Genomic DNA, 21,729 nt, shown 5'->3' on the forward strand with positions numbered 1-21,729 from the left:
ACTAGTCCTTTATCACAGAAATCAACTCAGGTAATAGTGCTATAGCAGTTATTAAGGCTACGTTATTTTTCTTTTTTAGTGTGTCATGACTTGTTACTGAAACTTCAGTTCTATGAATTGCTTTTGGATTTCGAACCATTATAATTGTATTGTTTGCATCTTCTTCATAATGCGTTTCTGCAAAAGTATATGCATGTTCAATACCGTTTTTTTGAAATTCTTTTACAGAAGATTTTATGTGTTCTAATGTATAAGCAATAGATTTTTGATCCTTTGGTGATGTTTTCGATAATGCTGTTCCGTTAAATCCTGAATACGTTAAAATAGAAATATCATCTTCATTAGTAAGTCTGTTTGATAATAATTTAAAAGCTTGTTTTAAAATTACTTTGTCCTCAGTACTTATACCTGATTTTGAAGTTTGGATGAGAAATGTTAAGTGCGAAGTGTCAACTTCAGAATCTTCTTCTTTAGATCCAATGTTATCAACAATAAAAGAAATCAGGTTATCAATGGTTACAGATTCAGTTTCGATTTTAATATCTTGAGACACAACAACGTTTGTGAACAAGACAATTAATAATGTAATAGCTAAATGTTTCATTTGTATTGGTTTTAAATTCATAATAAACCTACAACCAAACATTTATGATAAAAACAAGTAATGAGTGAAATCTGACTTTCAATGAGTAATTGAGCTCAAAATACTATCTAATATTTTTTTTCTTTGAAGTTTTCCTGTTTCCGTTATAAAGAATTTTGGAATATTATAAATCGCTTTTGGAATTTCATGCTTGTCTAATTGTGAAAAGATATCCTTATTTAAATTGGTGTCTTCACTTTCAACGACTAGAATTATTTTTTCTCCAAAATCATTATCACTTTCCGATGCCACAAAAAAGCGAGATTCCATTAATCCTTGAAGTTTTAATTCTATCAACTCTGGAAATACTTTGACGCCTCCAGTATTAATCATATTATCATAACGACCAATAATTTCGAATTGGTTTTCAGCAATTAAATCAATAACATCTTTAGTAATGATGGTATCACTGCACAATTTGGGAGCTTTAATAACTAAACAATTGTTGTCATTAACAGAAATACTGATGTTTGGAAGCGTTTCAAAACCACTAATATTGGAATGACAATGATTTAGTTTTTTAACCGCAATATGACTTATGGTTTCAGTCATTCCGAAGGTTTCATATACATTCACCTTCAAATCGTGTAGTTTATTAATCAATGGTTGTGACACTTTTGCACCACCAACAATTAATGTTTTAATATTTTCTAATCTATGTATAGAGTTTTTAAGCTGTAACGGAATCATTGCTGCAAAATCATATGGTTTTCTATCATCGTATCCTGGATGCAACCTTGGAGCTATCATGTCTAGTTCTAAACCTAGAATCATTGCTCTTACTAACATCATTTTACCAGAAATATATCGGCTTGGCAAACAATGTAATGCTTTATCACCAGGCTTTATTCCAAAATAATCACCTGTCATAATTGCAGAATTTACCATGGCTTTTTTTTCAAGTTTAATCGTTTTAGGTAAACCTGTAGTCCCAGAAGTTTTTACTAGAACATAATCTTTATTATCTAACCAATCTAATAGAAAATTTCCTGCTGTTTTTTCGAATGGCTCACCTTCTTTCACCAGGCTATAAGCAACTTCTTTTAGTTCATTATGATTAAAAGAAGTCCCATTTAACTTAAATTTTAAGTGAATTTTATCAAATGTCGGAGTCATTTTGGTATGATATTAGATAAGTAATTATATACTAAGTTTAACACAACTAAGTTAACTATAAATAGTCTATATTTGAACTAAAAGCCTAAACAATGCCTAAATATTTTTTCTTTTTCTTACTTGTACCTTTTTTAGCTTGGTCACAAGATTTTTCAGATGAAGATTACATTTATCTTAAACGACACGAACACATAAAAATTGACCTTGATAATGACAAATTTAATATTGTCCAAAACATAACGGAACAAGGAAAATTTATAAGTTCGAAAAATCTTTACTACGCAAACGAATCTATTCATTACAGTGGTTTTTCAGAAATTATGGATATAGAAGCATATACTTATATACCATCTACTGATAAAAAAATAGATGTGGATTATATAGAAACCAAACGAGAGTTTGATAATATGGTTTTTTATAGTGATGATGAGTTTAAAAGCTTCATTTTCCCTGCTGTTGCAAAAGATGCTGAAACTAATTTAAGTTACAAGAGAATTATTAAGGAACCACGCTTTTTAGGTGGTTTTAACTTTGCTATTCATGTGCCAACAAAAAGCGCTCAATTATCAGTAGAATTTCCCAAAAATGTAGAAATAGGTTATGTAGAATTCAATACAGATGCTATTGAGCTTCAATTTAAAAAAGAAGAAACTAAAACTAGTAATATTTATACATGGAATGCATACAATACCGAAGGATTTGAAGGTGAAGACGATAGTGAGTCTGCAATGTATTACCTACCACATATGCTTTTGTATATCAAAAGCTACGAAACACCAGACAAAAAAGTGAATGTCTTAAATGGTTTATCTGATCTATATTCTTGGTATGTGAGTTTAATTGAGCAAGTAGACACTAAAGATTTAGAAAGAGTACAGCAAATAACAGATGAGATTACAAGTGGATTAAATTCAAAAAAAGATAAAGCAAGAGCTATTTTTGAATGGGTTCAAAACAATATAAATTATATCGCTTTTGGTGACGGTTATGGTGGTTTTATTCCTACAGGAGCAGCATCTACATGTGAAACTCGTTATGGTGATTGTAAAGCCATGTCGAACTTATTGTATGAAATGCTAAATCATGTCGACATTGAAGCTTACAGAACTTGGATTGGTTCTAGAAACAAACCTTACTCCTACTACAAAGTACCAACAACTTCTGTAGATGACCATATGATTACAACTGCCATTATTGAAAATGATACTATTTTCTTAGATGCTACCGATAGTTATGTCCCTTTTGGGATGCCTAGTGCTTTCATTCAAACTAAAGAAGCATTAATGGGAATTGATAATAAGAATTTTAAAATCATCAAAGTACCTATTCAAAAAGCCAATCAAAGTGTTTCAAACATTTCAACTAACATGAGAATAGAAAATGGTACTGTAAAAGTATCTGAAAAGCGTGAATTAAAAGGGTACGATAAAGTAGAGTTTATTTCAGATTATATATATAAAAAAGACAGCAAGACTGACGAAGAATATCTCAATACGACCTTAGCGCTTGGGAACAATAAAACCAATTACACGAATATCACTAAAACCAATTTTGATAATAAGAGTACTCCCTTAATATTAGAATACGACTTAGATATTGATAGCTATATCAGAAATATTGGTAATAAAATTTATATCAATTTAAACATAGATCGTACGCTATCAAAAAGTGATATTGAGACTGAAGGTAGAAAATATAGTAAAAAAATAGATTATCAATTTGAAAAACACTTTACCACTAATTTTCAAATTCCTGAAGGTTACAAAGCGAGTTATATTCCTGATGAATTGTCTTATGAACTCGATGAATACGGATTCAAAATTAGTTATGAGACAAAAGGTGATGTCATCACACAAACAAAATCTATATATGTTAAAACTTTAAGTGTGAAAAAAAATGATTTCGAGAACTGGAATCTTTTTATAAAACGTTTATTAAAAGCCTACAAAAAAAGTATAATATTAGAACAAAAATAATGATAAAGAAGATTGCATTTATAGCCTTATTACTTACAACTACAACTGGATTCGCCCAGTATTACACAACATACGATTGGAAAAAGAAGCCTAAACTTCACAAACTAACTAATGAAGAAAAGAAAGAATCTTCAGTTGCTATTTTAGAAAAAGTTATCGTTGAATTTGATGCAGAAGAAAACTCACAAGAGCCAAGACTTTACGAGACAAAACATACTATTGTTCGTGTAAATGATGATCAAGGTATAGCTCAACATAATACGGTTTACATACCAATGTATGATGTAAAACAACTTGTTAATGTAAAAGCAAGAACTATTAGTCCGAAGGGAAAAGTGGTACTGCTAAACGAAGAGAATATTAAAGACGTTAGTAATGTTGAAGAATATGGTGATTTTAAGATTTTTGCGATTGAAGGTGCTGAGATGAACTCAGAAATTGAAGTGCTTTATACAGTAGAACGTGCTTATGACATCTATGGTTCGGAAACCATACAGACTGATTACAAGATAAAAGAAGCCCAATTTTTATTTATCACTGGAGATCTTCAATCTAATGTAAAGGCTTACAGAACGGATGAAACTTTTGAAGCTATAAAAATTAATGATAATAACGCACAACTATTAACCATAAAGGACATTCCTGCAATGGTTGAAGAAGAATATGCAACACCTAAAGCAAATAATATTTCCGTTGTTTATCAGTGTTTTCCTGAAGGACAAAATATTACTCAAAATATGTTTTGGACTAATGTATCTAATAATGTTGGTCGACAGTTTTTCCCTGAAACTATTGTTAGTCAAGCAAAAGAAGACGTCAATAGTATCGTTGAAGGCAAAACAGATTTAACCACATTTAAAAAAGCAGCTCTTATTGATATCTTTATCAAATCGAATTATACCATCGTAAAGAATAACAACCAAGAATTATCAGATTTAAATTATATTCTAACGAATCGATCAGCTAGTGATTATGGAATCTTAAAAGTATATGGTCAATATTTAAAAGCTTTAGATATCGAATTTGAAATCGTTATTTCTGCAAATCGATTTTTAGCAAAATTTGATCCTGAATTTTTTGTTCCAGGAATGCTTCGTGACTTCTTAATCTATATTCCTTCTGAAAGAAAATACATTGCTCCAGATCGTTTTGAAGCTAGAATTGGTGAAGCTCCTTTTAATATTTTAGGAAATTATGGCCTGTTTATCGATTCTGATTTCAAACATTATTTTTCAAAAATAATACAAGAAGATCCCGATTATAGTCGAATTAGAAGAGATATGAATATCACTTTTAATAATGATTTTGAAAGTGTAAAAATTGAGCAAGATCAGGATTATTATGGCCATTGGGGCGAAACTAGTAGAGCTGTTTTAAATCTTTCAACAGAACAAGGACTTATTGAATATAAAGATTATTTAACAGGATCTGGTATTGAAGATAAAGAGATTTTAAGCTACGAAACTTCTAATGATGATATGAATTTATTAGAATATAACCTTCCATTCAAGGTTAAAACAACAATCTCTTCTGAAATGTTATTAGAAGATGCAGGTGATAGTTATATTTTTCAAATAGGATTAGTTATCGGAACTCAAAGTGAACTGTATCAAGAAACTGAACGTATCAATCCTATTGAGATGATTTATCCTAATCGTTATAATTATGAAATCATTGTAAATATTCCTGAAGGATATTCAGTAGAAGGCCTAGAATCATTAATAATTGATAAACGCTATGTAGCGAGCAACGGAAAAGTAACAGCAAAGTTTGAATCTAATTACAAGCGTGAAAACAATAAAATCATCATCACAATAGAAGAGTTCTATAAAACTCATGAATTTGACTTAAACAAGTACGAAGAGTTTAGAGAAGTGATTAATGCAGCTTCCGATTTTAATAAAGCTGCCATGTTATTTAAAACGACAGAATAATTCAAATTTTAATGTAGCAGAGATTTCTCGGCTACGCTCGAAATGACAGTAAAGTAATAACAAAAAAGCGACTAATTTAAGTCGCTTTTTGTTATTCAACAATCTTATAATCTTCTTTAGGAGACTCTTCAATAGCTCCAAAGAGTTTATCTTTCCAGTTGGTCCATTTGTATTTTTTAGATAAAATAAATAGTAATATAGGGTACATAATAAAAACTGGAACAATCAAATCACTCATACCCAATTCAGGCTCTGATATATCCTTTAAAATAGAATGTGTTTGAAAAACCGTCCAATCGGTTGTGACTAATAAAGCTGTGAATAAATTGTTTGCAGCATGAAAACCTAAAGCCAATTCCATTCCTTCATCCATAATTGTCATAATTCCCCAAAACAATCCTGTTCCTATATAAAAAATCATTATTGAATAACCTAGTTTACCTACTTCAGGATTTGCAATATGAAGACCTCCAAATATTATAGATGTAATAAGAATAGGTGTCCAATTTCTTTTACAAACAGACCTTAAGCTATCATTTGTTTTAGATTCAAAAAAGCTAAATTTCTTCAACAATTGAAAAACTAAAACTCCAAAAAGTATAGCAGCTGTGCCTAAAAATAAATTTGATAAAAGATTTAAATCATTAATAATATTTAATACTACAAAAAATGGAATGAATAGTATTGAATATATAAACGCAAATGGGAAATACTTATCCTTTGTTACTGTTCCAAAACCTTGCATTAAGTAACCTCTAAATAAATATTCTTCTAAGCTAGTTTGAATTGGGATTAATGAAACTGCAATAACAGCTAGTATAGCGAAACGTTTCCATTCAAAATTGAATTCATAGTTTTCTGGAGATAAATAAAAATAGTCTAATAAAACCATACCTGATGAAAGCACTCCCCAAAAAACAAATGCAAACCAAATACGTTTCCAATCAAGTCTTGGCCTCGACGTTGCAATTGAAGTCATCGTTTGCTTATGGATAAATTTTGCTACAAAAAACAACCCTACAAATGCCACTAAAAATGAGACTAACATGAGGAATAGAAATAAATTTGAATCCAACATAGTATACATCGATTCCTCAGTTATACTGTCAAGTCCAGAGCCACCATTTTGCATTCCTTTAACTATTATAGCTAATAAAAGAGGCATTTGTCCAATTAAAGCAGCTATAAGAATTACTACAGATCCAATTAGATATCTCCAAAAATCATGTTCTACTTTAAATGCTTGTTTAATAAACATATTTCTATTTTATAATATTATTTAAGATTGGTTAAATTCCAATCTGTATGTGTTCGGTAGCGCAATGTACCATTTTTAACTTGTAACGGACTTTCAAAGTTATTTGTAAATAAACTTCCTGTTCCTAATCCTTGTGGTAGCTTACTTTTAAGCGTATAAGTCCATTGCGCTATGGCATTTAAACCGACATTGCTTTCAAGTGCACTCGTAATCCACCATCCAATTTCATTATCCTCAGCAATATCAATCCAATGTTGACTTCCGCTCCATCCTCCTACTAAGCTAGGCTTTAAAATAATGTATTGCGGATTAATCATTTGTAGTAATTCCTGCTGCTTTGTTACATGATGCACTCCTATTAATTCTTCATCTAAAGCAATAGCCAAAGGTGTATGTTCACAAAGCTCAGCCATAGCTTCAAATTGACCTTGTTTTATAGGTTGTTCTATGGAATGCAATTCGAAATCAGATAAGCGCTTTAATTTTTCTAATGCCTCGGAAGGAGAAAATGCACCATTTGCATCGACTCTCAATTCAATATCGCTTGAAGAAAATTCTTGTCTAATCGATTTTATAAGTGCTAATTCTGTTTTGAAATCTATCGCACCTATTTTCATTTTGATACAATTAAAACCTAAATTGAGCTTCTCTATAATTTGAGCTTTCATAAAAGCTTCAGTACCCATCCATATCAATCCATTTATCGGAATTGGACTTTGTTCTCTAGTAAATTCTGAAGGAAATAATTCAAAACGAGATGTACTTTCAAATGATTTAAACGCTTGCTCTAAACCAAATTGAATACTGGGATATTCCACTAATCTATCTAAAAGTTCATCTAAACCTAGCTGAATATTGTTGCAGGCCCATTGTAATTTTTCTTCATAATCAGGTCTATCATCACTACTTAAACCTCTAAACAAACCACATTCACCAATACCAGTTTTATCATCATCTTTTATAATAATAAACCAAGTCTCTTTTGTTTTTAGAATTCCACGTGAAGTGCCACTAGCTTGCTTAAAGTTAAGAATGTATTGTTTGAATGTAGCTGTCATTAAATGAATTTAACTTAGAATTTATGATGAAAACTAAGTTGTAATTGCGCTTTTCCAATTGCATCGGTTTTCTGATTCAACCAACCTAACTGAAAACGCATTCCTTTCCTTAAAACATAGCCAATTCCTATATAGGTTCTGTTACGATCAAAGAATTCAACTTCTCTTCCATCTCCAATATTTTTTTGTCCGTTAACAAATAACTCATTATACAAAGCTGCATAAAAAGCATCTTTTTCTAAAGCAGATTTATTAAATGGTATGTTTAAAAATAAATTATAGCGATATCGAGTTCTAAAATCTTGATTTTCAACAAAGCGCTGTTCATACCTAAAGCGATGCGTAAAATAAAGTCTATTACCTAATTTTTGAGGAATCAAAGCTTCTTGATAAACTCTACTCTCACCCGAAGTTGCATTACCATGACCAAATTCTCCAGACGTAATATTTCCATAACCAAATGTCAATAATACTTTTGAATTTTTGGGTGTATAGGTAACACCAGCTCGAAGTAAAAGCTGCTCTAAATCTCCGCCTAAATTCCAATTTCGATACTGTATATCACCTTGGATTCCGAATTGACTCTCTTTAAATTGATGGTTAAAGAAATACATATACCATGCTCCTGTTTTACCAGATTCAACTTGAGCAAATGAATTTGAAATGAATAATATAGAAATAATCAATAAGAATTTAAATTTCATATTATGATTTTTTATTTGCAAAAATAGAGATTTTTGGGGATTTTGTACTTTCGTATAAATTGAAGTCATAAATGCAAGATCCTAATTTTCCAAATATCATTTTATTTGCCATTCCTTTTTTTATACTAGCAATGCTTCTAGAATTCTTTGTTACTGTTAGACAAGGTATCAAGACATACGAATCTAAAGATGCATTGTCTTCGATAGCAATGGGCTTAGGAAATGTATTCTTGGGCTTTTTTAGTAAAGCTTTAGTATTAATAGTATTCGCTTATATATATGAAAACTTCAGATTATTAACAATTCCTATTACATGGTGGAGTTTTGTTCTGATTTTCTTTGCTGATGATTTTGCCTATTATTGGTTTCATCGCATATCTCATGAATGTCGCATATTTTGGGCTTCACATGTTGTGCATCATTCGTCTCAGCATTATAATTTAAGTACAGCATTACGTCAGACCTGGTCTGGTGGATTTTATACGTTTATCTTTTGGCTATGGTTGCCATTGTTAGGATTTCATCCAGCAATGATTATGCTCCAAATGTCAATTAGTTTATTATATCAGTTTTGGATTCATACCGAAGCTATTGAAAAATTACCACGCTGGTTTGAAGCTGTTTTTAACACACCATCACATCATCGCGTACATCATGGAAGTAATCCTTTATACTTAGACAGAAATCATGCTGGTATATTAATTATTTGGGATAAATTCTTCGGAACCTTTCAACCAGAATTAAAAGAAGAAAAGGTGGTCTATGGATTAGTTAAGAACATCCACACTTACAATCCAATTAAAATTGCATTTATTGAATGGTTTTATATGTTCAAAGATGCTTTTTCTGGACGCAAATCTTTAAAGAATCGATTCCTTTATCTAATAAAACCTCCAGGCTGGACACATGATGGTACTGGTAAAATTAGTGATGATTTGCGGAATGAATGGTTGGAAAACTAATAAAAACAGACTGCCCAAATGAGCAGTCTGTTTAAGATAGATAAATTGCTATTTTCAATTTTTTAAACTATTACCTAACATTAAATCTATCTTTTTTTGAATTAGAACTTACCATTCGTGTTTTTCCAATCTTCTTTTGCAGGAATAGTAGAAATAACATCCCAATGTTCAACTATAAGGCCATTTTCTAATCTAAATAAATCATAGAACGCTGTATGGTCTCCTTTTCCAAATTTGCCTTCACTCATTGCCAGTACAAAGTTTCCTTGTCCAAGTACTTTATGAAGTTTAGTATATTCCATTACCAATCCATTATCTGCAAAATATTTCATGGCTGCTCCAAAACCTTCTAATCCGTCAGCTACTGCAGGATTATGCTGGATATATTTTTCAGGATTGATATAGCTAGTTAATTTGTCCATTTCATGACCTAGTAGTACTTTTTCAATGAAATCTGTAACTGCGGTTTTGTTAGCTTCAGTTTTGTCTAAATCATTGATTTCTGTAGCACCATCAAATTGAGTTCTTCCACTAGGGTTTAGCTTCTGAACTTCTAATAAGTTATCCCAATGTTCAACGATTAGTCCGTCTTCAAACCTAAACACATCAAATCCTGCTTTTGGTCCAAAGAAATCATACTCAGTGTGTGTAAACACATAATCTCCATCTTCAAATGCCCTTATTACATTTGCTTTAAATCCACCTTCTGGAGCATGATGCATTACTTCTCCAAAACCTGCCAAACCATCTGCAACATCTAAATTATGTTGGATATACTTTTTAGGGTTGATATAAGAAATTGGTGTCTGATCTCCTGTGTTAAAACTATTTAATAATGCGACTACTTTGTCTTTGTTTGATAATTCCATTTTATTACTGTTTTTTATTGAGTTAAGTGTTTGGTAACGTCCCATTTTTATTGAAGATTGATCCATCATTCCCATAAATTTCTTAGAAATTTCTGCATCCATAAACGGTTGTAAGGCTGCATTTGAATTGGTTTTAGTATCCCAATATACAGCGACGATTTGTTCTCCATTTTCATTAACTCCAGTGATTCGTTGTTCAAATCCTAGTTGTTTTGCTGTAAATCCTTTTTCAACACGTTTATTAGTTTTATTAAATGTATTTATGTCAATATCAGATTTAGTTTTAAATACCATGACTTCTATAAATTCGCTATTATTAGCATTAAAATCATCAGTGATAGAATAACGAGACATACTCATTGTTGAGCCGTCAATCATTGTTGCATAATCTGCTACAGAGGTATCAGACATAAATTTCTTCATTGAAGCTTTTGCGTTTTCATGACTATCCCAATACACTAAAACCACATAGTCGCCTTCCTCATTCACACCACTCTGTCGCTTAATAAAACCAGGTTGATTTTGCGTAAAATTGTCTTCTACTTCAGCATCTAATTTGTTAAAAACTGATGCGCTAACAGTAGGTTTCGTTTTGAAAGTTGTGACTTCAAAAACTGTTTTTTCTTTGGAACAGCTCACTAAAGCGATTAACATAGTTAGCATTCCGATTACATTTTTGGTTTTCATTTTGTATAGTTTTAATGGTTATAAATATTTACTTAAATAAGCTTTTCCATTATGAATGGATTTTGTTTCATATGTATTTTCTTTTCCTAGGACGTACTCTGCATAATTTTGAGTTCCAGACATATCCATATTATCAGCGTATATTAATGTTCCTGTATGAAAATGAGGCTCTAATAGCTTAAAAAGTGGTAGATACAGATCTTTCCAGCCATCTAGAAATAGAAAATCGATTGATTCAGAAAGTTTACTCAAAGTTTCCATGGCGTCACCTATTCTTAAATCTACATAATTAGTCAATCCAGCATCTTCAATATTTTGCATCGCTGTCTTAGCTTTATTTTCTAACAATTCTGTAGTTATTACTTTTCCATTAGTTTGACGTGCAGCATCAGTTAGATAGATCGTTGAAATCCCGAAAGAAGTTCCAAACTCAACTATTGATTTACAATCGTTATCGACAATTATTTGTCTTAAATCTTTTCCTTGTTCTTTAGAAATAGGAAGATATGCATGTTCAAAATCTTTAGGTTCCATTGGCCGAAAGACAGATTTGATGATCCCTCTTCCAATACGCATAAAGTCTTTTTTTGCGTCATTGTGCAATACGTCTAATGTAGACTCAACATTATTTATTTCTGTTATTTTCATAATTTTAATTTTTAATTAAACCAAATCCGTTTTAATGTGTTTTCTTGTTTTCTAACTAAATGGATTAAAAATCCGAGAACATGAAAAATTAAAAGAAGAAAAACGAACTTTGCTACAATGTGATGTGAAAGCATAATTGGGTGAAAACCATCTTTGCTAATCTCAGGTAGTTCTGAAAAATCACTACTGATTAAAGCTGGATATATGCCTTCTAAAAACAGTGACAAAATACCCGAAATACACATCCAAATTATTACTACATAAAAGCCATAATGAACAAAAGCTATAAATCTTTGATGCAGGGATTTTTTAGGGTATAAAGTTATTGGACGCTTATCTGTTATTAATGCAATTACTCTTAATTGAGTTAATAGAAATACAAGTATTCCCAAAGTAAAATGTAGCTTATAAAGTTTAAATTTTTCAGTTGTATGAGTAGAATGCTCCATATTAATACCTGTATATATTAATCCGAAGATTAATAAAGCAGATACCCAATGAATCCAAACTGTTCGTTTACTATATTTTTGTTGTTCCATTTAATTGCCAAGAATTAATAATGGTACAAAAGTATAGTCGCAACTAAGTTATAAAACTATAATAAAGAGAATAAAGACTGTAAAAATGAGAAAATATTAATTTTCTAATCTAAATTGTTCAGGAGTTACATTAGCTTGTCGCTTAAAATACTTGTAGAAATTTGTAGTTTCTTCAAAACCAGATTTATAAGCAATTTCTTTCACAGATAATTTAGTGTTAAGTAGTAACCGCTTAATTTGCTTAGTACATATTTCATCTATAAAAGCTTTTGCAGATTTATTAACAATACTTTTAGTGATGGTATTTAATGTCTTAGTACTTACACCAATTTTATTAGCATAATCTTGAACTTTAGTAGTTTTAGTTACAAGATTTTCTACTAAATTCTGAAATTCTAAAAATTCTTTTAAATATTTTTTTTCAAAATTAATTTGTTTGCTATTTGCTTTTATTCTTAAAAGTTGAGTTGTTAAAATGTGTAATTCATTTCTAATAACACTTAAAGAATGATTATCATTTATGGAAAAATATTCATTTTCAATTCGGTTTATGATTTGACTTACATTTTTATAATGTGAATCATTCAACTGTAATTTTGGAACACTTAATAATTCATTAAATAAAAGCATCGTTTTTTGAGCTTCCATTTTTTCAAGATAACTAACTAAAAAATCATTTGTAAATACAAGCAAAAAACCTTTAATAGTATTGCTTTTAAAAAACTTATGGATTTGATCTTTTCGAATAGTTAGCACAGTCCCTTTTGAACAATCATAATCTGTAAAATCTATAGCATGTTTACCTTTTCCCTTTTCAATAAAAATGAGAATATAAAACTCAATTTTATGATGTATCTCAATCGAATGATTTAAACCTGTTCGTTGGTATAACTCTTCAATTTTAAGTATATCAAACTGCGATTTTTGATTTTGCTGATTTTGAAATTTAATGTTTTTGAGTTTATCTTTCATTTATACTATAAGTAATAGTAAGATTTATAACTCAATACTTTCTCCAATTTCTAACAACATCAAGTCTTTATCTTTATCAAAGAATTTTCGCTTTGCGGTTTCATGATCAATTTCTATGTAACCGAATGTATCAAAGTGATATCCTAATACTTTATCACATTCTACAAAATCACTTGCGATAAGTGCATCATCTATTCCCATAGTGAAATTATCTCCTATTGGTAAAATTGCTAAATCAAGTTTGGTATGTAATGGAATTAATTTCATATCCATAGTTAATGCAGTATCTCCAGCAATGTAAATGTTTTTATGCTCACCTTCAATCACAAATCCACCTGGTTGTCCACCATAACTGCCATCAGGAAAAGAAGATGTATGAATAGCATTAACATATTTTACAGTTCCAAATTCAAACTCCCATTGTCCACCATGATTCATTGGATGGTTCTCTAAGCCAAGCTTATCATAATGTGTTGCAATTTCAAAATTTGAAACGATAACAGCTCCTGTTCGTTTTGCAATCGCTTCAACATCTAAAATATGATCTTGATGTGCATGTGTTATTAGAATAAAATCTGCTTCAAGTTCTTCTATATTAATATCTGATGCTTTCGGGTTTCCAGATATAAATGGATCGACTAAAATATTTATGTCTCCTATTTTAATACCTAAACTTGCGTGACCGTAAAATGTAATTTGCATACAAAGAGAATTTTTTAATGAATTAATAGCAATCTAAAATACAAAAAAACTCAGACAGATTAAATATAATTTGTCTGAGTTTCAAAGCCCCAAATTTTATTGTCAACATAATAGCAAACAATGCCGACCTACAAAATTTCATACTAAATATAATAATTAATTATTTGAAAACCAAACAATTATGTTAATAATTTTATAAAATATAACCAATACCTAAAAGTACTGAAAACATAAAAGTAGTTAACGCCAAAACCTTTAATTGAGAGTCATAATCGTTTGGCTCTTTTGCTTTAGCAATTTTAGACATGTGAATAACTAGAGGAATGTAGGCGATAAAAAATATTAAATTACTAAGTGAAGAAAAGTAAAGTAAACCGAAAATCGCTGAAACAATAATCGCTGAACCTATTAGAAACAAATGATATTTCTTAGCATTAGACTTACCCAATTTAACAGCTAGAGTCATTTTATCAGCAATTTTATCTGAATCTATATCTCTCATGTTATTAAGGTTCAATACACCAACACTTAACAAGCCAAGTGCTATTGCAGGCAAAAATATGTGGTGATCAATTTCCTTGACAAATAATAAATAGCTACCTCCAACACTAACCAATCCAAAAAATACAAACACAAACAGATCGCCTAAACCTCTGTAACCATAAGCAGATTCACCAACAGTATAAGTAATTGCTGCATATATTGATAATCCTGCAAGTAAGAAAAATAAAAGCGATAACAATAAATGACTTACACCAAAAGAAGTATAAATTAAAGCGACAGCTAACCCAACCACAATTAAAATATTGTTTTTGATACCGAGCATCATTTCCTGTTCACTTATCGCACCACTTTGAATAGCTCGTTCTGGACCTACTCTATTTTCGTTGTCAGTTCCTTTTACACCATCTCCATAATCATTAGCAAGATTAGAAAGAATCTGTAAACTAATGGTCAGTAAAATTGCAATCACAAAGATATAAGCATTAAAAGCACCATTATGTTCAGCTAAACAGGCGCCAATAATAATTCCTGAAACTGATAAAGGCAAGGTTCGCAATCTAAATGCAGAAATCCAAGGTTTAATTTTTTTAAACATACAATAGCCAGCTATTTATGGAATCCATTTTTTATCAAAATTAGGCTTACGTTTTTCTAAAAATGCATCACGACCTTCTTTGGCTTCATCTGTCATATAAGCTAAACGTGTCGCTTCGCCTGCAAAAACTTGCTGCCCAACCATACCATCATCTGTTAAATTCATAGCGAATTTAAGCATCTTAATAGATGTTGGCGATTTGGCAAGTATTTCTTGTGCCCATTCATAGGCAGTATCCTCTAGGTCATCATGTGAAATCACTGCATTAACCATACCCATTTCATAAGCCTCTTGAGCTGAATAATTTCTTCCGAGGAAAAAGATTTCACGTGCTTTTTTCTGTCCGACCATTTTAGCCAAATAAGCTGAGCCATAACCACCATCAAAACTAGTCACGTCAGCATCAGTTTGTTTAAAAATAGCATGTTCTTTACTTGCTAATGTTAGGTCACAAACCACATGAAGACTATGTCCACCACCTACTGCCCAACCTGGAACTACAGCAATAACTGCTTTAGGCATAAATCGAATTAATCGCTGAACCTCTAGAATGTTTAAACGATGATATCCGTCTTCACCTACATAGCCTTGATGACCTCTGGCTTTTTGATCTCCACCAGAGCAAAAGCTCCAAATACCATCTTTAGTTGAAGGTCCTTCAGCAGATAACAATACCACTCCAATATCTACATCTTCATTTGCATCGTAAAAAGCATCATATAATTCACTTGTGGTTTTCGGTCTGAACGCATTTCTTATATCTGGACGATTAAATGCTATTCTGGCAACACCGTTACATTTTTTATAAGTAATATCTTCATAGGTTTTTGCAGTCAACCATTTTGCTGTATTCATATTCAAATCAATTTATTACAAAAATACTGTTTTTAAATATCTCTAAACTAATCGAATACCATCTGTTTCAATGGTGATTAATCGTTGTTTATATAACGAGCCAATTGCTTTTTTAAAGCTCTTTTTACTCATTTCTAATTCATCTTTGATTTCTTCAGGACTAGATTTATCAGTGAGAGGTAAAAATCCTTCAGTATCTTCAAGCGTGTGAAGAATTTTCTCTGCATTAGGTTCTATATTTCTATAGCCAATTTGACCTAAAGTAATGTCGAGTTTGTTATCAGGACGGACTTTCTTCACAATACCCTTTAATCTATCACCAATACTTAATTCTTTATAAATATCATCTTTAAAAATCAATCCTTGATGCAAATCATTTACAATCACATTCATTCCTAATTCTGATGGATGAGAGACAATTAAATCTACTTCATCAAATTGCTGAACCGTTAAGTTTTTATTATCTAAGAAACTATTGGTTTTACTCGAAGCTACTAACCTACCAGATTCTTTATCTAAATAACAAAATATTAAATACCAGCCACCAGCTTTCATTTTAAAAGCTTGTTCTTTAAATGGGCAAAATAGTTCTTTCACCATTCCCCAATCTAGAAAAGCACCATGCTGAGTCACTTGATTACATCGCAAAACAGCAAAATTATCAACAGTGACGAATGGCTCGTCAGTAACTGCTACTGGTCTTTCTTCATTATCTAAATAGACAAAAACCTCTATTGATTCCCAAATTTTAAAAGATTCAGGGATATATCTATTTGGCAGTAACACTTCATTTCCGTCAGCATCTGCAAGATATAAACCTTGTTCACTTTCTCTAATAATATCTAAGGTGTTGTATTCTCCTATTTTTATCATGGCGCAAAGATACAGATATTACGTGTTAGAATTAAAAAAAGCGTTATAATTCTATAAGAATCATAACGCTTTTTAAGCTTTAAAAGTTTGTATTAATATACAGACTCTTTTTTAAAGTGTTTGGTCAATAAATAATAAACTACAGCTCTGTATTTATTTCTGTTTGACTTTCCGTAAGTTTCCATTACAGAATCAATGCCTTTATCTAAATCTGAACTGTCTTTTAATCCTAATTTTTTGATTAAAAAGTTATTTTTTACTGTTTCTAATTCTGAATCATCAGATCCTGAAACTGTTGCTGCATCTGCATTATAAATTGATGGTCCACAACCTATAGTAACTTTAGTTAATAAATCCATATCAGGATTCACGCCACATTTATCTTTTAAATCTGCAGCATACTTTACAATTAATTCGTCTCTTTTACTCATCTGAAATATGATTTTTTAATGTTATAGTAATACTATCTAAATATAGTCAATTATAAGACACAAAATAAATGAAGAGGTCACAAATAACATTTATTTAATAAAGTCGAAATAATCTAGAAGAACACTGTCGTTTTCAGTTCTTGGCGTAAATACCTCTAGAAGTTTTGGAGAATTTGAGATCGTAAAGAAGTCTGTTAGAGTTTCTATTACATCAGCTTCATTTGAAGCTTTGAAATATTCAAAATTATACATATCACAAAGTTGAAACGCCGTTAATTGATGTGTGGTTTCAAAAAAATAATCAAAATTATCAGTGTTTTTATGACCTGGTAAAATTCTGAAAATTCCACCACCTTGATTATTAATGACAATAATTCTAAAATCATTCGGAATATAATTATTCCATAATGCATTACTATCATAAAAGAAACTCAAATCGCCAGTAATAAAAGTCGTTTGCTTATTAGCAGCCACAGCACATCCGATTGCAGTTGAAGTACTCCCATCAATACCACTTGTGCCTCTATTGCAAAACACATTCAGAGTTGAATTTAAATTAAATAATTGGGCATACCTCACAGTAGAACTATTACCAAGTTGAAGTATAGTCTTATTAGGTATTGCTTTTAAAATATGATGAAATGATTTAAAATCTGAAAAAGAAATCGCATCTAAGTACTGCGAATGCTTTCTTTCTCTGTGTTTTTTTACAGAAGTCCAATCTTCAAGATAAGAGCTTTTTGTAATGTGAGTGATTTTAGGTAAAAATGCAGCAAAAAAATTATTTGGAGATGTTTCAATATGCTTTGTCAAACTAAAGAAGGTGTCATAAGCTTTTTTCTCATCTATGTGCCAATGATGCATTGGCTTGTGTTGTCTTAAGAATGCTTTAATTTTTTTAGAAACAATCATACCTCCAAAAGTAATTACGATCTCAGGTTTAAGACTTTTAAAAACTTCTTCAGATAAAGGAGCAATCATTTTATCGATACTTGGAAAAAAATTTGGATGATGTAAATTTGAAGTTGTCTCAGTGAACACTAGTACACTATCATCATCTGCTAATATTTCTAACCATTGTTTTTCAATTGCATTTGGTTCTAAAACACCAACAAGAATTAGTTTACGTTTAGCAACATACCATTGGTCTATACAATCATTTAATTCGGCATCATTAATTTTAAACGATTTGCTTTCTATTGATTCAACCTTAGGTGTTACAGTCAATACATCAGTGGTATCATAAAGTGGTTCATCAAAAGGTATATTTATATGCGTTGGACCTTTTTTTAATTTTGCAAAATTTAAGGCTTTATTAATTTCTGTTTCATTAAATGTTTGAATGCCTTTTTGCAAACCTAACATTCGTTCTAATTTATTCTCAAGGTTTTTAAAAATTGGTAATTCTTCTTTTTGAGAAACATTACTTTCATCTTTAATATCCAATTTCAGATTAGCAGAATATAAAATGTGATTTTGAAATACATTTTTCTGATTAATGGTTTGTCCGTCACCAATATTTATTAAGTGTTTTGGACGATCAGCAGATAGGACAACTAAAGGAATATCACTATAAAATGCTTCAGAAATTGCTGGATAATAATTTAGTAAAGCACTACCAGAAGTACAAACAACAGCAACTATATTTTTTGTTTGTTGTGCAATTCCTAACGCAAAAAAAGCAGCACAACGTTCATCTACAATACTATAGCAATTGAAATAATCATCATTTGTAAAACCGATAGTAAGTGGTGCATTTCTACTTCCCGGAGAAATAACAATATGCTTTATCTGTTTGAGTTTACACAACTGAATAACAGTTTGTGCTAAAGGAATTTTAGAATGAATCATGAACGCAAATTTAAGAAAAATACCTGATTTATGATATTAAAACACGCTTCATAGTTTCAGCTTTATAAACTGTTTCTTGCCATTCGTGTTCGGGATTAGAATCTTTTGTAATACCTCCTCCAACATAAATGAATGCTCGTTCATTTTTGATTTGCATGCAACGCAGATTGACAAATAAATGGCTTAACTTTTTAACAGAGCCATATGCATTATTTTCAACATTTCGTCTGTTGGTATTTCTTGATTTAGTTTCCTTTAAATTTAATTCTCCTAAAAATCCTGTATAATATTCACGATTGTATGATTCATTTTTTTTTATAAATGTTTTAGCGTCATCAACTGGTAATCCACATACAGCCGGAGTTGGATGTAATTTTTCTAAAACAGTTCTTAATGCTGAATTAAGAACACCTTTAATATTAGATTGCAAGTGCAAAAGATTGCCAGCTCTTACTGTTTTTACATCAGAAATACTCATATTACTCGCAGAAGAGCTTAAATTATCTTTGATAAATTCGGTCACCAATTGTTGTTCTTCCTGTTCTTTATTTCCCCAAGTTACATCTAAAGTATTCATAAAAGTTTGTGTACCAGCAAGTGCCATAGTTTTAAAGCGATTTCCTTCAATATTAATTAATGTTTCAGGAGTTGCACCAAGCCACAATCCTATTTTAGGATGATACCAACAATACACAAAAGCACTAGGATAATTTCGAATTAATTTCTGAAAGATTTTAATTGGTTTTGCATCTGAAATCGGAACAGTTTCGCATCTTGATAATACAACTTTTTGCAGTAATTGGTTTTGAATAGCATCAATTCCTTGTTGTACTAATTTTAAATGAACCTCCTTACCTTCTCTATTTGATTTAATCTTGTTATAAGTAAACTCTTTATCTACAGAAATTTCAATATTACAACTTAATAATTCTGAATGTTCTATTGGTAATAAAATCGTTTGTAATTTATCTTCAAAAGGTGAGAAAACAAATCCGCTAGCACTGAAATCTTCAGTAGAATATATTTTTGTAGAATCTTGAAGCAAAGTCTTAACTTCAATAGAATTGGGCTTATTGTAGACTACAAAAGGTAACTCCTTTGCATAATGGTTTTCAATATGAGAAAAGAATTCTTTTGTAAGCATTATTATTTCTGTTTAGGAAGCGAAATCGTAGATAGTTTGCAAATAGATACTAAATTATTATGTTCATCTGTAATTCTAATATCTAATAACTGTGTAGTTCTTCCTTTATGTAAAAATTTTGCTTCGGCATAAACAAAACCATCAGATACACTTTTTAAATGATTTGCTGTGATTTCTAAGCCTCTAACAAAAAACTGTTCAGTATCAATAAACATATGAGCAGCAAAACTCCCAACACTTTCAGCAAGTGCTGCAGTTGCACCTCCATGTAAAACACCATCTGGTTGATGAACTTTTGAAGTTACTGGCATTCTTGCTACTAAAAAATCATCACCATAATCTACCATTTCAATAGATAAGGTTTCCATCAAAGTTCCTTTACTTACTTTATTAGCTTGCGCTAGTATGTCTTCTTTAGATAATTGCATAGAATTACTGTATTTTTAAAGTCGATAACAAAAATACGAAATGAAATCTACTGAAACCGAAATTTCTTATACCATTAACAATAGTTATTCGACACTAAATACGCTTACTAATAAAACAAAACATGTATGGTTTGTATGTCATGGTATGGGCTATTTGAGTCGTTATTTTATCAATTATTTTAAAGAATTAAATCCAGCAGATAATTATATAATCGCTCCTCAAGCACAAAGTAAATATTATCAAGGTACTAAGTTTAAACATGTGGGAGCTAGTTGGCTAACTAAAGAAAATACATTAGTAGAAACTGAAAATATCATGACCTATTTTGATGCTATATTTGAAAATGAAAAGATTTCAAAAGATAAAAAATTAATAATTTTTGGTTATTCACAAGGAGTTAGCGTAGCCATGCGATATCTGGCTAAACGGAAATTGAAGTGTCATCATCTTGTATTGCATTCTGGAGGAATTCCAAAAGAATTAATATCTAAAGAATTTGATTATTTATCTAGTAAAGTGACATTAATTTATGGAACTCAAGATGAGTATTTAAATGAAAAACGCATTGCTTATGAAACTGAGCGAGCAAAATTACTATTTGGAAATAATTTGACTATTCTTCCGTTTGAAGGTAAACATGTAGTTAATGTAGACTTAATTAATAGCCTAGTATAATTAAAATGACAATACCAACTTTAGAAAACGAACGTGTTAAACTCTCACCTTTAACTTTAGATAATTATCATGTTCTAAATAACATTGCTCAAGAAGAGAATTTAATTTATTACTCTCCAAGTGATATCTCAACTCCCAGCAAGTTAAAGCATTATGTAGAAATTGCCTTAAATGGCTTACAAAATAAAACCATCATACCTTTTATCATTTATGACAAGAAACACCTACAGTATGCTGGAAGTACTCGATTTGGATTAATCAATTGGAAGAACAAAGTTCTTCATATTGGTTGGACATGGATTGG

The 21,729-nt window shown here is 30.6% G+C and carries 22 protein-coding genes; 5 read left to right on the forward strand and 17 right to left on the reverse strand.

Going from position 1 to position 21,729, the window contains the following annotated elements; all coding sequences use genetic code 11:
* Position 1 precedes the first annotated feature (1 nt).
* A complete protein-coding gene (locus AB8B90_RS02690) occupies positions 2-604 on the reverse strand; it encodes a hypothetical protein (protein ID WP_405333387.1) in 603 nt (200 codons plus the stop codon).
* A gap of 78 nt (positions 605-682) precedes the next feature.
* Positions 683-1,759, reverse strand: a complete 1,077-nt coding sequence (locus tag AB8B90_RS02695; RefSeq protein WP_405333389.1) for an AMP-binding protein — start codon at positions 1,757-1,759, stop codon at positions 683-685.
* Positions 1,760-1,851: 92 nt separating this feature from the next.
* Between AB8B90_RS02695 and AB8B90_RS02700 the strand changes: the two genes are divergently transcribed.
* Together AB8B90_RS02700 and AB8B90_RS02705 are read left to right on the forward strand one after the other, a co-directional pair.
* Positions 1,852-3,735, forward strand: a complete 1,884-nt coding sequence (locus tag AB8B90_RS02700; RefSeq protein ID WP_405333391.1) for a DUF3857 domain-containing protein — start codon at positions 1,852-1,854, stop codon at positions 3,733-3,735.
* Positions 3,735-5,669, forward strand: coding sequence for a hypothetical protein (locus AB8B90_RS02705; protein ID WP_405333393.1), 1,935 nt, complete (start codon positions 3,735-3,737; stop codon positions 5,667-5,669). Before AB8B90_RS02700 ends, AB8B90_RS02705 begins: the two co-directional genes overlap by 1 nt.
* Before the next feature lie 91 nt (positions 5,670-5,760).
* Here AB8B90_RS02705 and AB8B90_RS02710 read toward each other — a convergent pair whose 3' ends face one another.
* The 3 genes from AB8B90_RS02710 to AB8B90_RS02720 are packed head-to-tail and all read right to left on the reverse strand — an operon-like array spanning position 5,761 to position 8,689.
* Positions 5,761-6,927: a type II CAAX prenyl endopeptidase Rce1 family protein gene (locus AB8B90_RS02710; protein ID WP_405333395.1), complete on the reverse strand. Its 1,167-nt coding sequence runs from the start codon at positions 6,925-6,927 to the stop codon at positions 5,761-5,763.
* A 17-nt stretch (positions 6,928-6,944) separates the two neighbouring features.
* On the reverse strand, positions 6,945-7,985 hold the full coding sequence (locus AB8B90_RS02715; protein WP_405333397.1) for an o-succinylbenzoate synthase: 1,041 nt from the start codon (positions 7,983-7,985) through the stop codon (positions 6,945-6,947).
* Between the two features lie 14 nt (positions 7,986-7,999).
* Positions 8,000-8,689, reverse strand: coding sequence for a DUF2490 domain-containing protein (locus tag AB8B90_RS02720; RefSeq protein ID WP_405333399.1), 690 nt, complete (start codon positions 8,687-8,689; stop codon positions 8,000-8,002).
* A 71-nt stretch (positions 8,690-8,760) separates the two neighbouring features.
* Here AB8B90_RS02720 and AB8B90_RS02725 point away from each other — a divergent pair, with 71 nt between their 5' ends.
* Entirely contained in the window at positions 8,761-9,651 is an 891-nt protein-coding gene (locus tag AB8B90_RS02725) for a sterol desaturase family protein (RefSeq protein WP_405333401.1), read from the forward strand.
* Positions 9,652-9,752: 101 nt separating this feature from the next.
* Here the strand turns inward: AB8B90_RS02725 and AB8B90_RS02730 are convergent, their stop codons facing one another.
* The 12 genes from AB8B90_RS02730 to AB8B90_RS02785 form a co-directional block, all read right to left on the reverse strand.
* On the reverse strand, positions 9,753-11,207 hold the full coding sequence (locus AB8B90_RS02730) for a hypothetical protein (RefSeq protein ID WP_405333403.1): 1,455 nt from the start codon (positions 11,205-11,207) through the stop codon (positions 9,753-9,755).
* 18 nt (positions 11,208-11,225) lie between these two features.
* Positions 11,226-11,855, reverse strand: coding sequence for an O-methyltransferase (locus tag AB8B90_RS02735; protein ID WP_405333404.1), 630 nt, complete (start codon positions 11,853-11,855; stop codon positions 11,226-11,228).
* Between the two features lie 11 nt (positions 11,856-11,866).
* Complete coding sequence (locus tag AB8B90_RS02740; RefSeq protein WP_405333406.1) at positions 11,867-12,394, reverse strand: cytochrome b; 528 nt, start codon at positions 12,392-12,394, stop codon at positions 11,867-11,869.
* Between the two features lie 96 nt (positions 12,395-12,490).
* Positions 12,491-13,366 carry an AraC family transcriptional regulator gene (locus AB8B90_RS02745; RefSeq protein WP_405333408.1) on the reverse strand — a complete coding sequence of 292 codons (876 nt, stop codon included), beginning with the start codon at positions 13,364-13,366 and terminating at the stop codon, positions 12,491-12,493.
* 24 nt (positions 13,367-13,390) lie between these two features.
* Positions 13,391-14,068 (reverse strand): metal-dependent hydrolase, encoded by a 678-nt coding sequence (locus AB8B90_RS02750; RefSeq protein WP_405333410.1) that lies wholly within the window; start codon positions 14,066-14,068, stop codon positions 13,391-13,393.
* 193 nt (positions 14,069-14,261) lie between these two features.
* A complete protein-coding gene (menA, locus tag AB8B90_RS02755; protein ID WP_405333411.1) occupies positions 14,262-15,167 on the reverse strand; it encodes a 1,4-dihydroxy-2-naphthoate octaprenyltransferase in 906 nt (301 codons plus the stop codon).
* A gap of 15 nt (positions 15,168-15,182) precedes the next feature.
* On the reverse strand, positions 15,183-16,022 hold the full coding sequence (locus tag AB8B90_RS02760; RefSeq protein WP_405333413.1) for a 1,4-dihydroxy-2-naphthoyl-CoA synthase: 840 nt from the start codon (positions 16,020-16,022) through the stop codon (positions 15,183-15,185).
* 42 nt (positions 16,023-16,064) lie between these two features.
* A complete protein-coding gene (locus AB8B90_RS02765; RefSeq protein ID WP_405333415.1) occupies positions 16,065-16,895 on the reverse strand; it encodes a S1 RNA-binding domain-containing protein in 831 nt (276 codons plus the stop codon).
* A 92-nt stretch (positions 16,896-16,987) separates the two neighbouring features.
* Positions 16,988-17,326, reverse strand: a complete 339-nt coding sequence (locus tag AB8B90_RS02770) for a DUF2853 family protein (RefSeq protein ID WP_405333417.1) — start codon at positions 17,324-17,326, stop codon at positions 16,988-16,990.
* 90 nt (positions 17,327-17,416) lie between these two features.
* Complete coding sequence (gene menD / locus AB8B90_RS02775; protein WP_405333419.1) at positions 17,417-19,177, reverse strand: 2-succinyl-5-enolpyruvyl-6-hydroxy-3-cyclohexene-1-carboxylic-acid synthase; 1,761 nt, start codon at positions 19,175-19,177, stop codon at positions 17,417-17,419.
* A gap of 28 nt (positions 19,178-19,205) precedes the next feature.
* On the reverse strand, positions 19,206-20,321 hold the full coding sequence (locus AB8B90_RS02780; RefSeq protein ID WP_405333421.1) for a chorismate-binding protein: 1,116 nt from the start codon (positions 20,319-20,321) through the stop codon (positions 19,206-19,208).
* Between the two features lie 2 nt (positions 20,322-20,323).
* Positions 20,324-20,749, reverse strand: coding sequence for a PaaI family thioesterase (locus AB8B90_RS02785; RefSeq protein WP_405333423.1), 426 nt, complete (start codon positions 20,747-20,749; stop codon positions 20,324-20,326).
* Positions 20,750-20,789: 40 nt separating this feature from the next.
* Here AB8B90_RS02785 and AB8B90_RS02790 point away from each other — a divergent pair, with 40 nt between their 5' ends.
* The gene (locus tag AB8B90_RS02790; protein ID WP_405333425.1) at positions 20,790-21,425 is read left to right on the forward strand and encodes an alpha/beta hydrolase; all 636 of its coding nucleotides are present in this window, start codon (positions 20,790-20,792) and stop codon (positions 21,423-21,425) included.
* Between the two features lie 5 nt (positions 21,426-21,430).
* Positions 21,431-21,729: GNAT family N-acetyltransferase (locus AB8B90_RS02795; protein ID WP_405333426.1), on the forward strand; the 299-nt coding region annotated here is incomplete at its 3' end.

It is taken from the genome of Psychroserpens sp., from assembly GCF_045105015.1.
GTDB lineage: Bacteria > Bacteroidota > Bacteroidia > Flavobacteriales > Flavobacteriaceae > Psychroserpens.

Excerpts from the sequence above, each read along its gene's own strand:
- AB8B90_RS02690 (WP_405333387.1), bottom strand. The coding sequence starts at position 604 with ATGAAACATTTAGCTATTACATTATTAATTGTCTTGTTCACAAACGTT.
- AB8B90_RS02695 (WP_405333389.1), bottom strand. The coding sequence starts at position 1,759 with ATGACTCCGACATTTGATAAAATTCACTTAAAATTTAAGTTAAATGGG.
- AB8B90_RS02700 (WP_405333391.1), top strand. The coding sequence starts at position 1,852 with ATGCCTAAATATTTTTTCTTTTTCTTACTTGTACCTTTTTTAGCTTGG.
- AB8B90_RS02705 (WP_405333393.1), top strand. The coding sequence starts at position 3,735 with ATGATAAAGAAGATTGCATTTATAGCCTTATTACTTACAACTACAACT.
- AB8B90_RS02710 (WP_405333395.1), bottom strand. The coding sequence starts at position 6,927 with ATGTTTATTAAACAAGCATTTAAAGTAGAACATGATTTTTGGAGATAT.
- AB8B90_RS02715 (WP_405333397.1), bottom strand. The coding sequence starts at position 7,985 with ATGACAGCTACATTCAAACAATACATTCTTAACTTTAAGCAAGCTAGT.
- AB8B90_RS02720 (WP_405333399.1), bottom strand. The coding sequence starts at position 8,689 with ATGAAATTTAAATTCTTATTGATTATTTCTATATTATTCATTTCAAAT.
- AB8B90_RS02725 (WP_405333401.1), top strand. The coding sequence starts at position 8,761 with ATGCAAGATCCTAATTTTCCAAATATCATTTTATTTGCCATTCCTTTT.
- AB8B90_RS02730 (WP_405333403.1), bottom strand. The coding sequence starts at position 11,207 with ATGAAAACCAAAAATGTAATCGGAATGCTAACTATGTTAATCGCTTTA.
- AB8B90_RS02735 (WP_405333404.1), bottom strand. The coding sequence starts at position 11,855 with ATGAAAATAACAGAAATAAATAATGTTGAGTCTACATTAGACGTATTG.
- AB8B90_RS02740 (WP_405333406.1), bottom strand. The coding sequence starts at position 12,394 with ATGGAACAACAAAAATATAGTAAACGAACAGTTTGGATTCATTGGGTA.
- AB8B90_RS02745 (WP_405333408.1), bottom strand. The coding sequence starts at position 13,366 with ATGAAAGATAAACTCAAAAACATTAAATTTCAAAATCAGCAAAATCAA.
- AB8B90_RS02750 (WP_405333410.1), bottom strand. The coding sequence starts at position 14,068 with ATGCAAATTACATTTTACGGTCACGCAAGTTTAGGTATTAAAATAGGA.
- menA (WP_405333411.1), bottom strand. The coding sequence starts at position 15,167 with ATGTTTAAAAAAATTAAACCTTGGATTTCTGCATTTAGATTGCGAACC.
- AB8B90_RS02760 (WP_405333413.1), bottom strand. The coding sequence starts at position 16,022 with ATGAATACAGCAAAATGGTTGACTGCAAAAACCTATGAAGATATTACT.
- AB8B90_RS02765 (WP_405333415.1), bottom strand. The coding sequence starts at position 16,895 with ATGATAAAAATAGGAGAATACAACACCTTAGATATTATTAGAGAAAGT.
- AB8B90_RS02770 (WP_405333417.1), bottom strand. The coding sequence starts at position 17,326 with ATGAGTAAAAGAGACGAATTAATTGTAAAGTATGCTGCAGATTTAAAA.
- menD (WP_405333419.1), bottom strand. The coding sequence starts at position 19,177 with ATGATTCATTCTAAAATTCCTTTAGCACAAACTGTTATTCAGTTGTGT.
- AB8B90_RS02780 (WP_405333421.1), bottom strand. The coding sequence starts at position 20,321 with ATGCTTACAAAAGAATTCTTTTCTCATATTGAAAACCATTATGCAAAG.
- AB8B90_RS02785 (WP_405333423.1), bottom strand. The coding sequence starts at position 20,749 with ATGCAATTATCTAAAGAAGACATACTAGCGCAAGCTAATAAAGTAAGT.
- AB8B90_RS02790 (WP_405333425.1), top strand. The coding sequence starts at position 20,790 with ATGAAATCTACTGAAACCGAAATTTCTTATACCATTAACAATAGTTAT.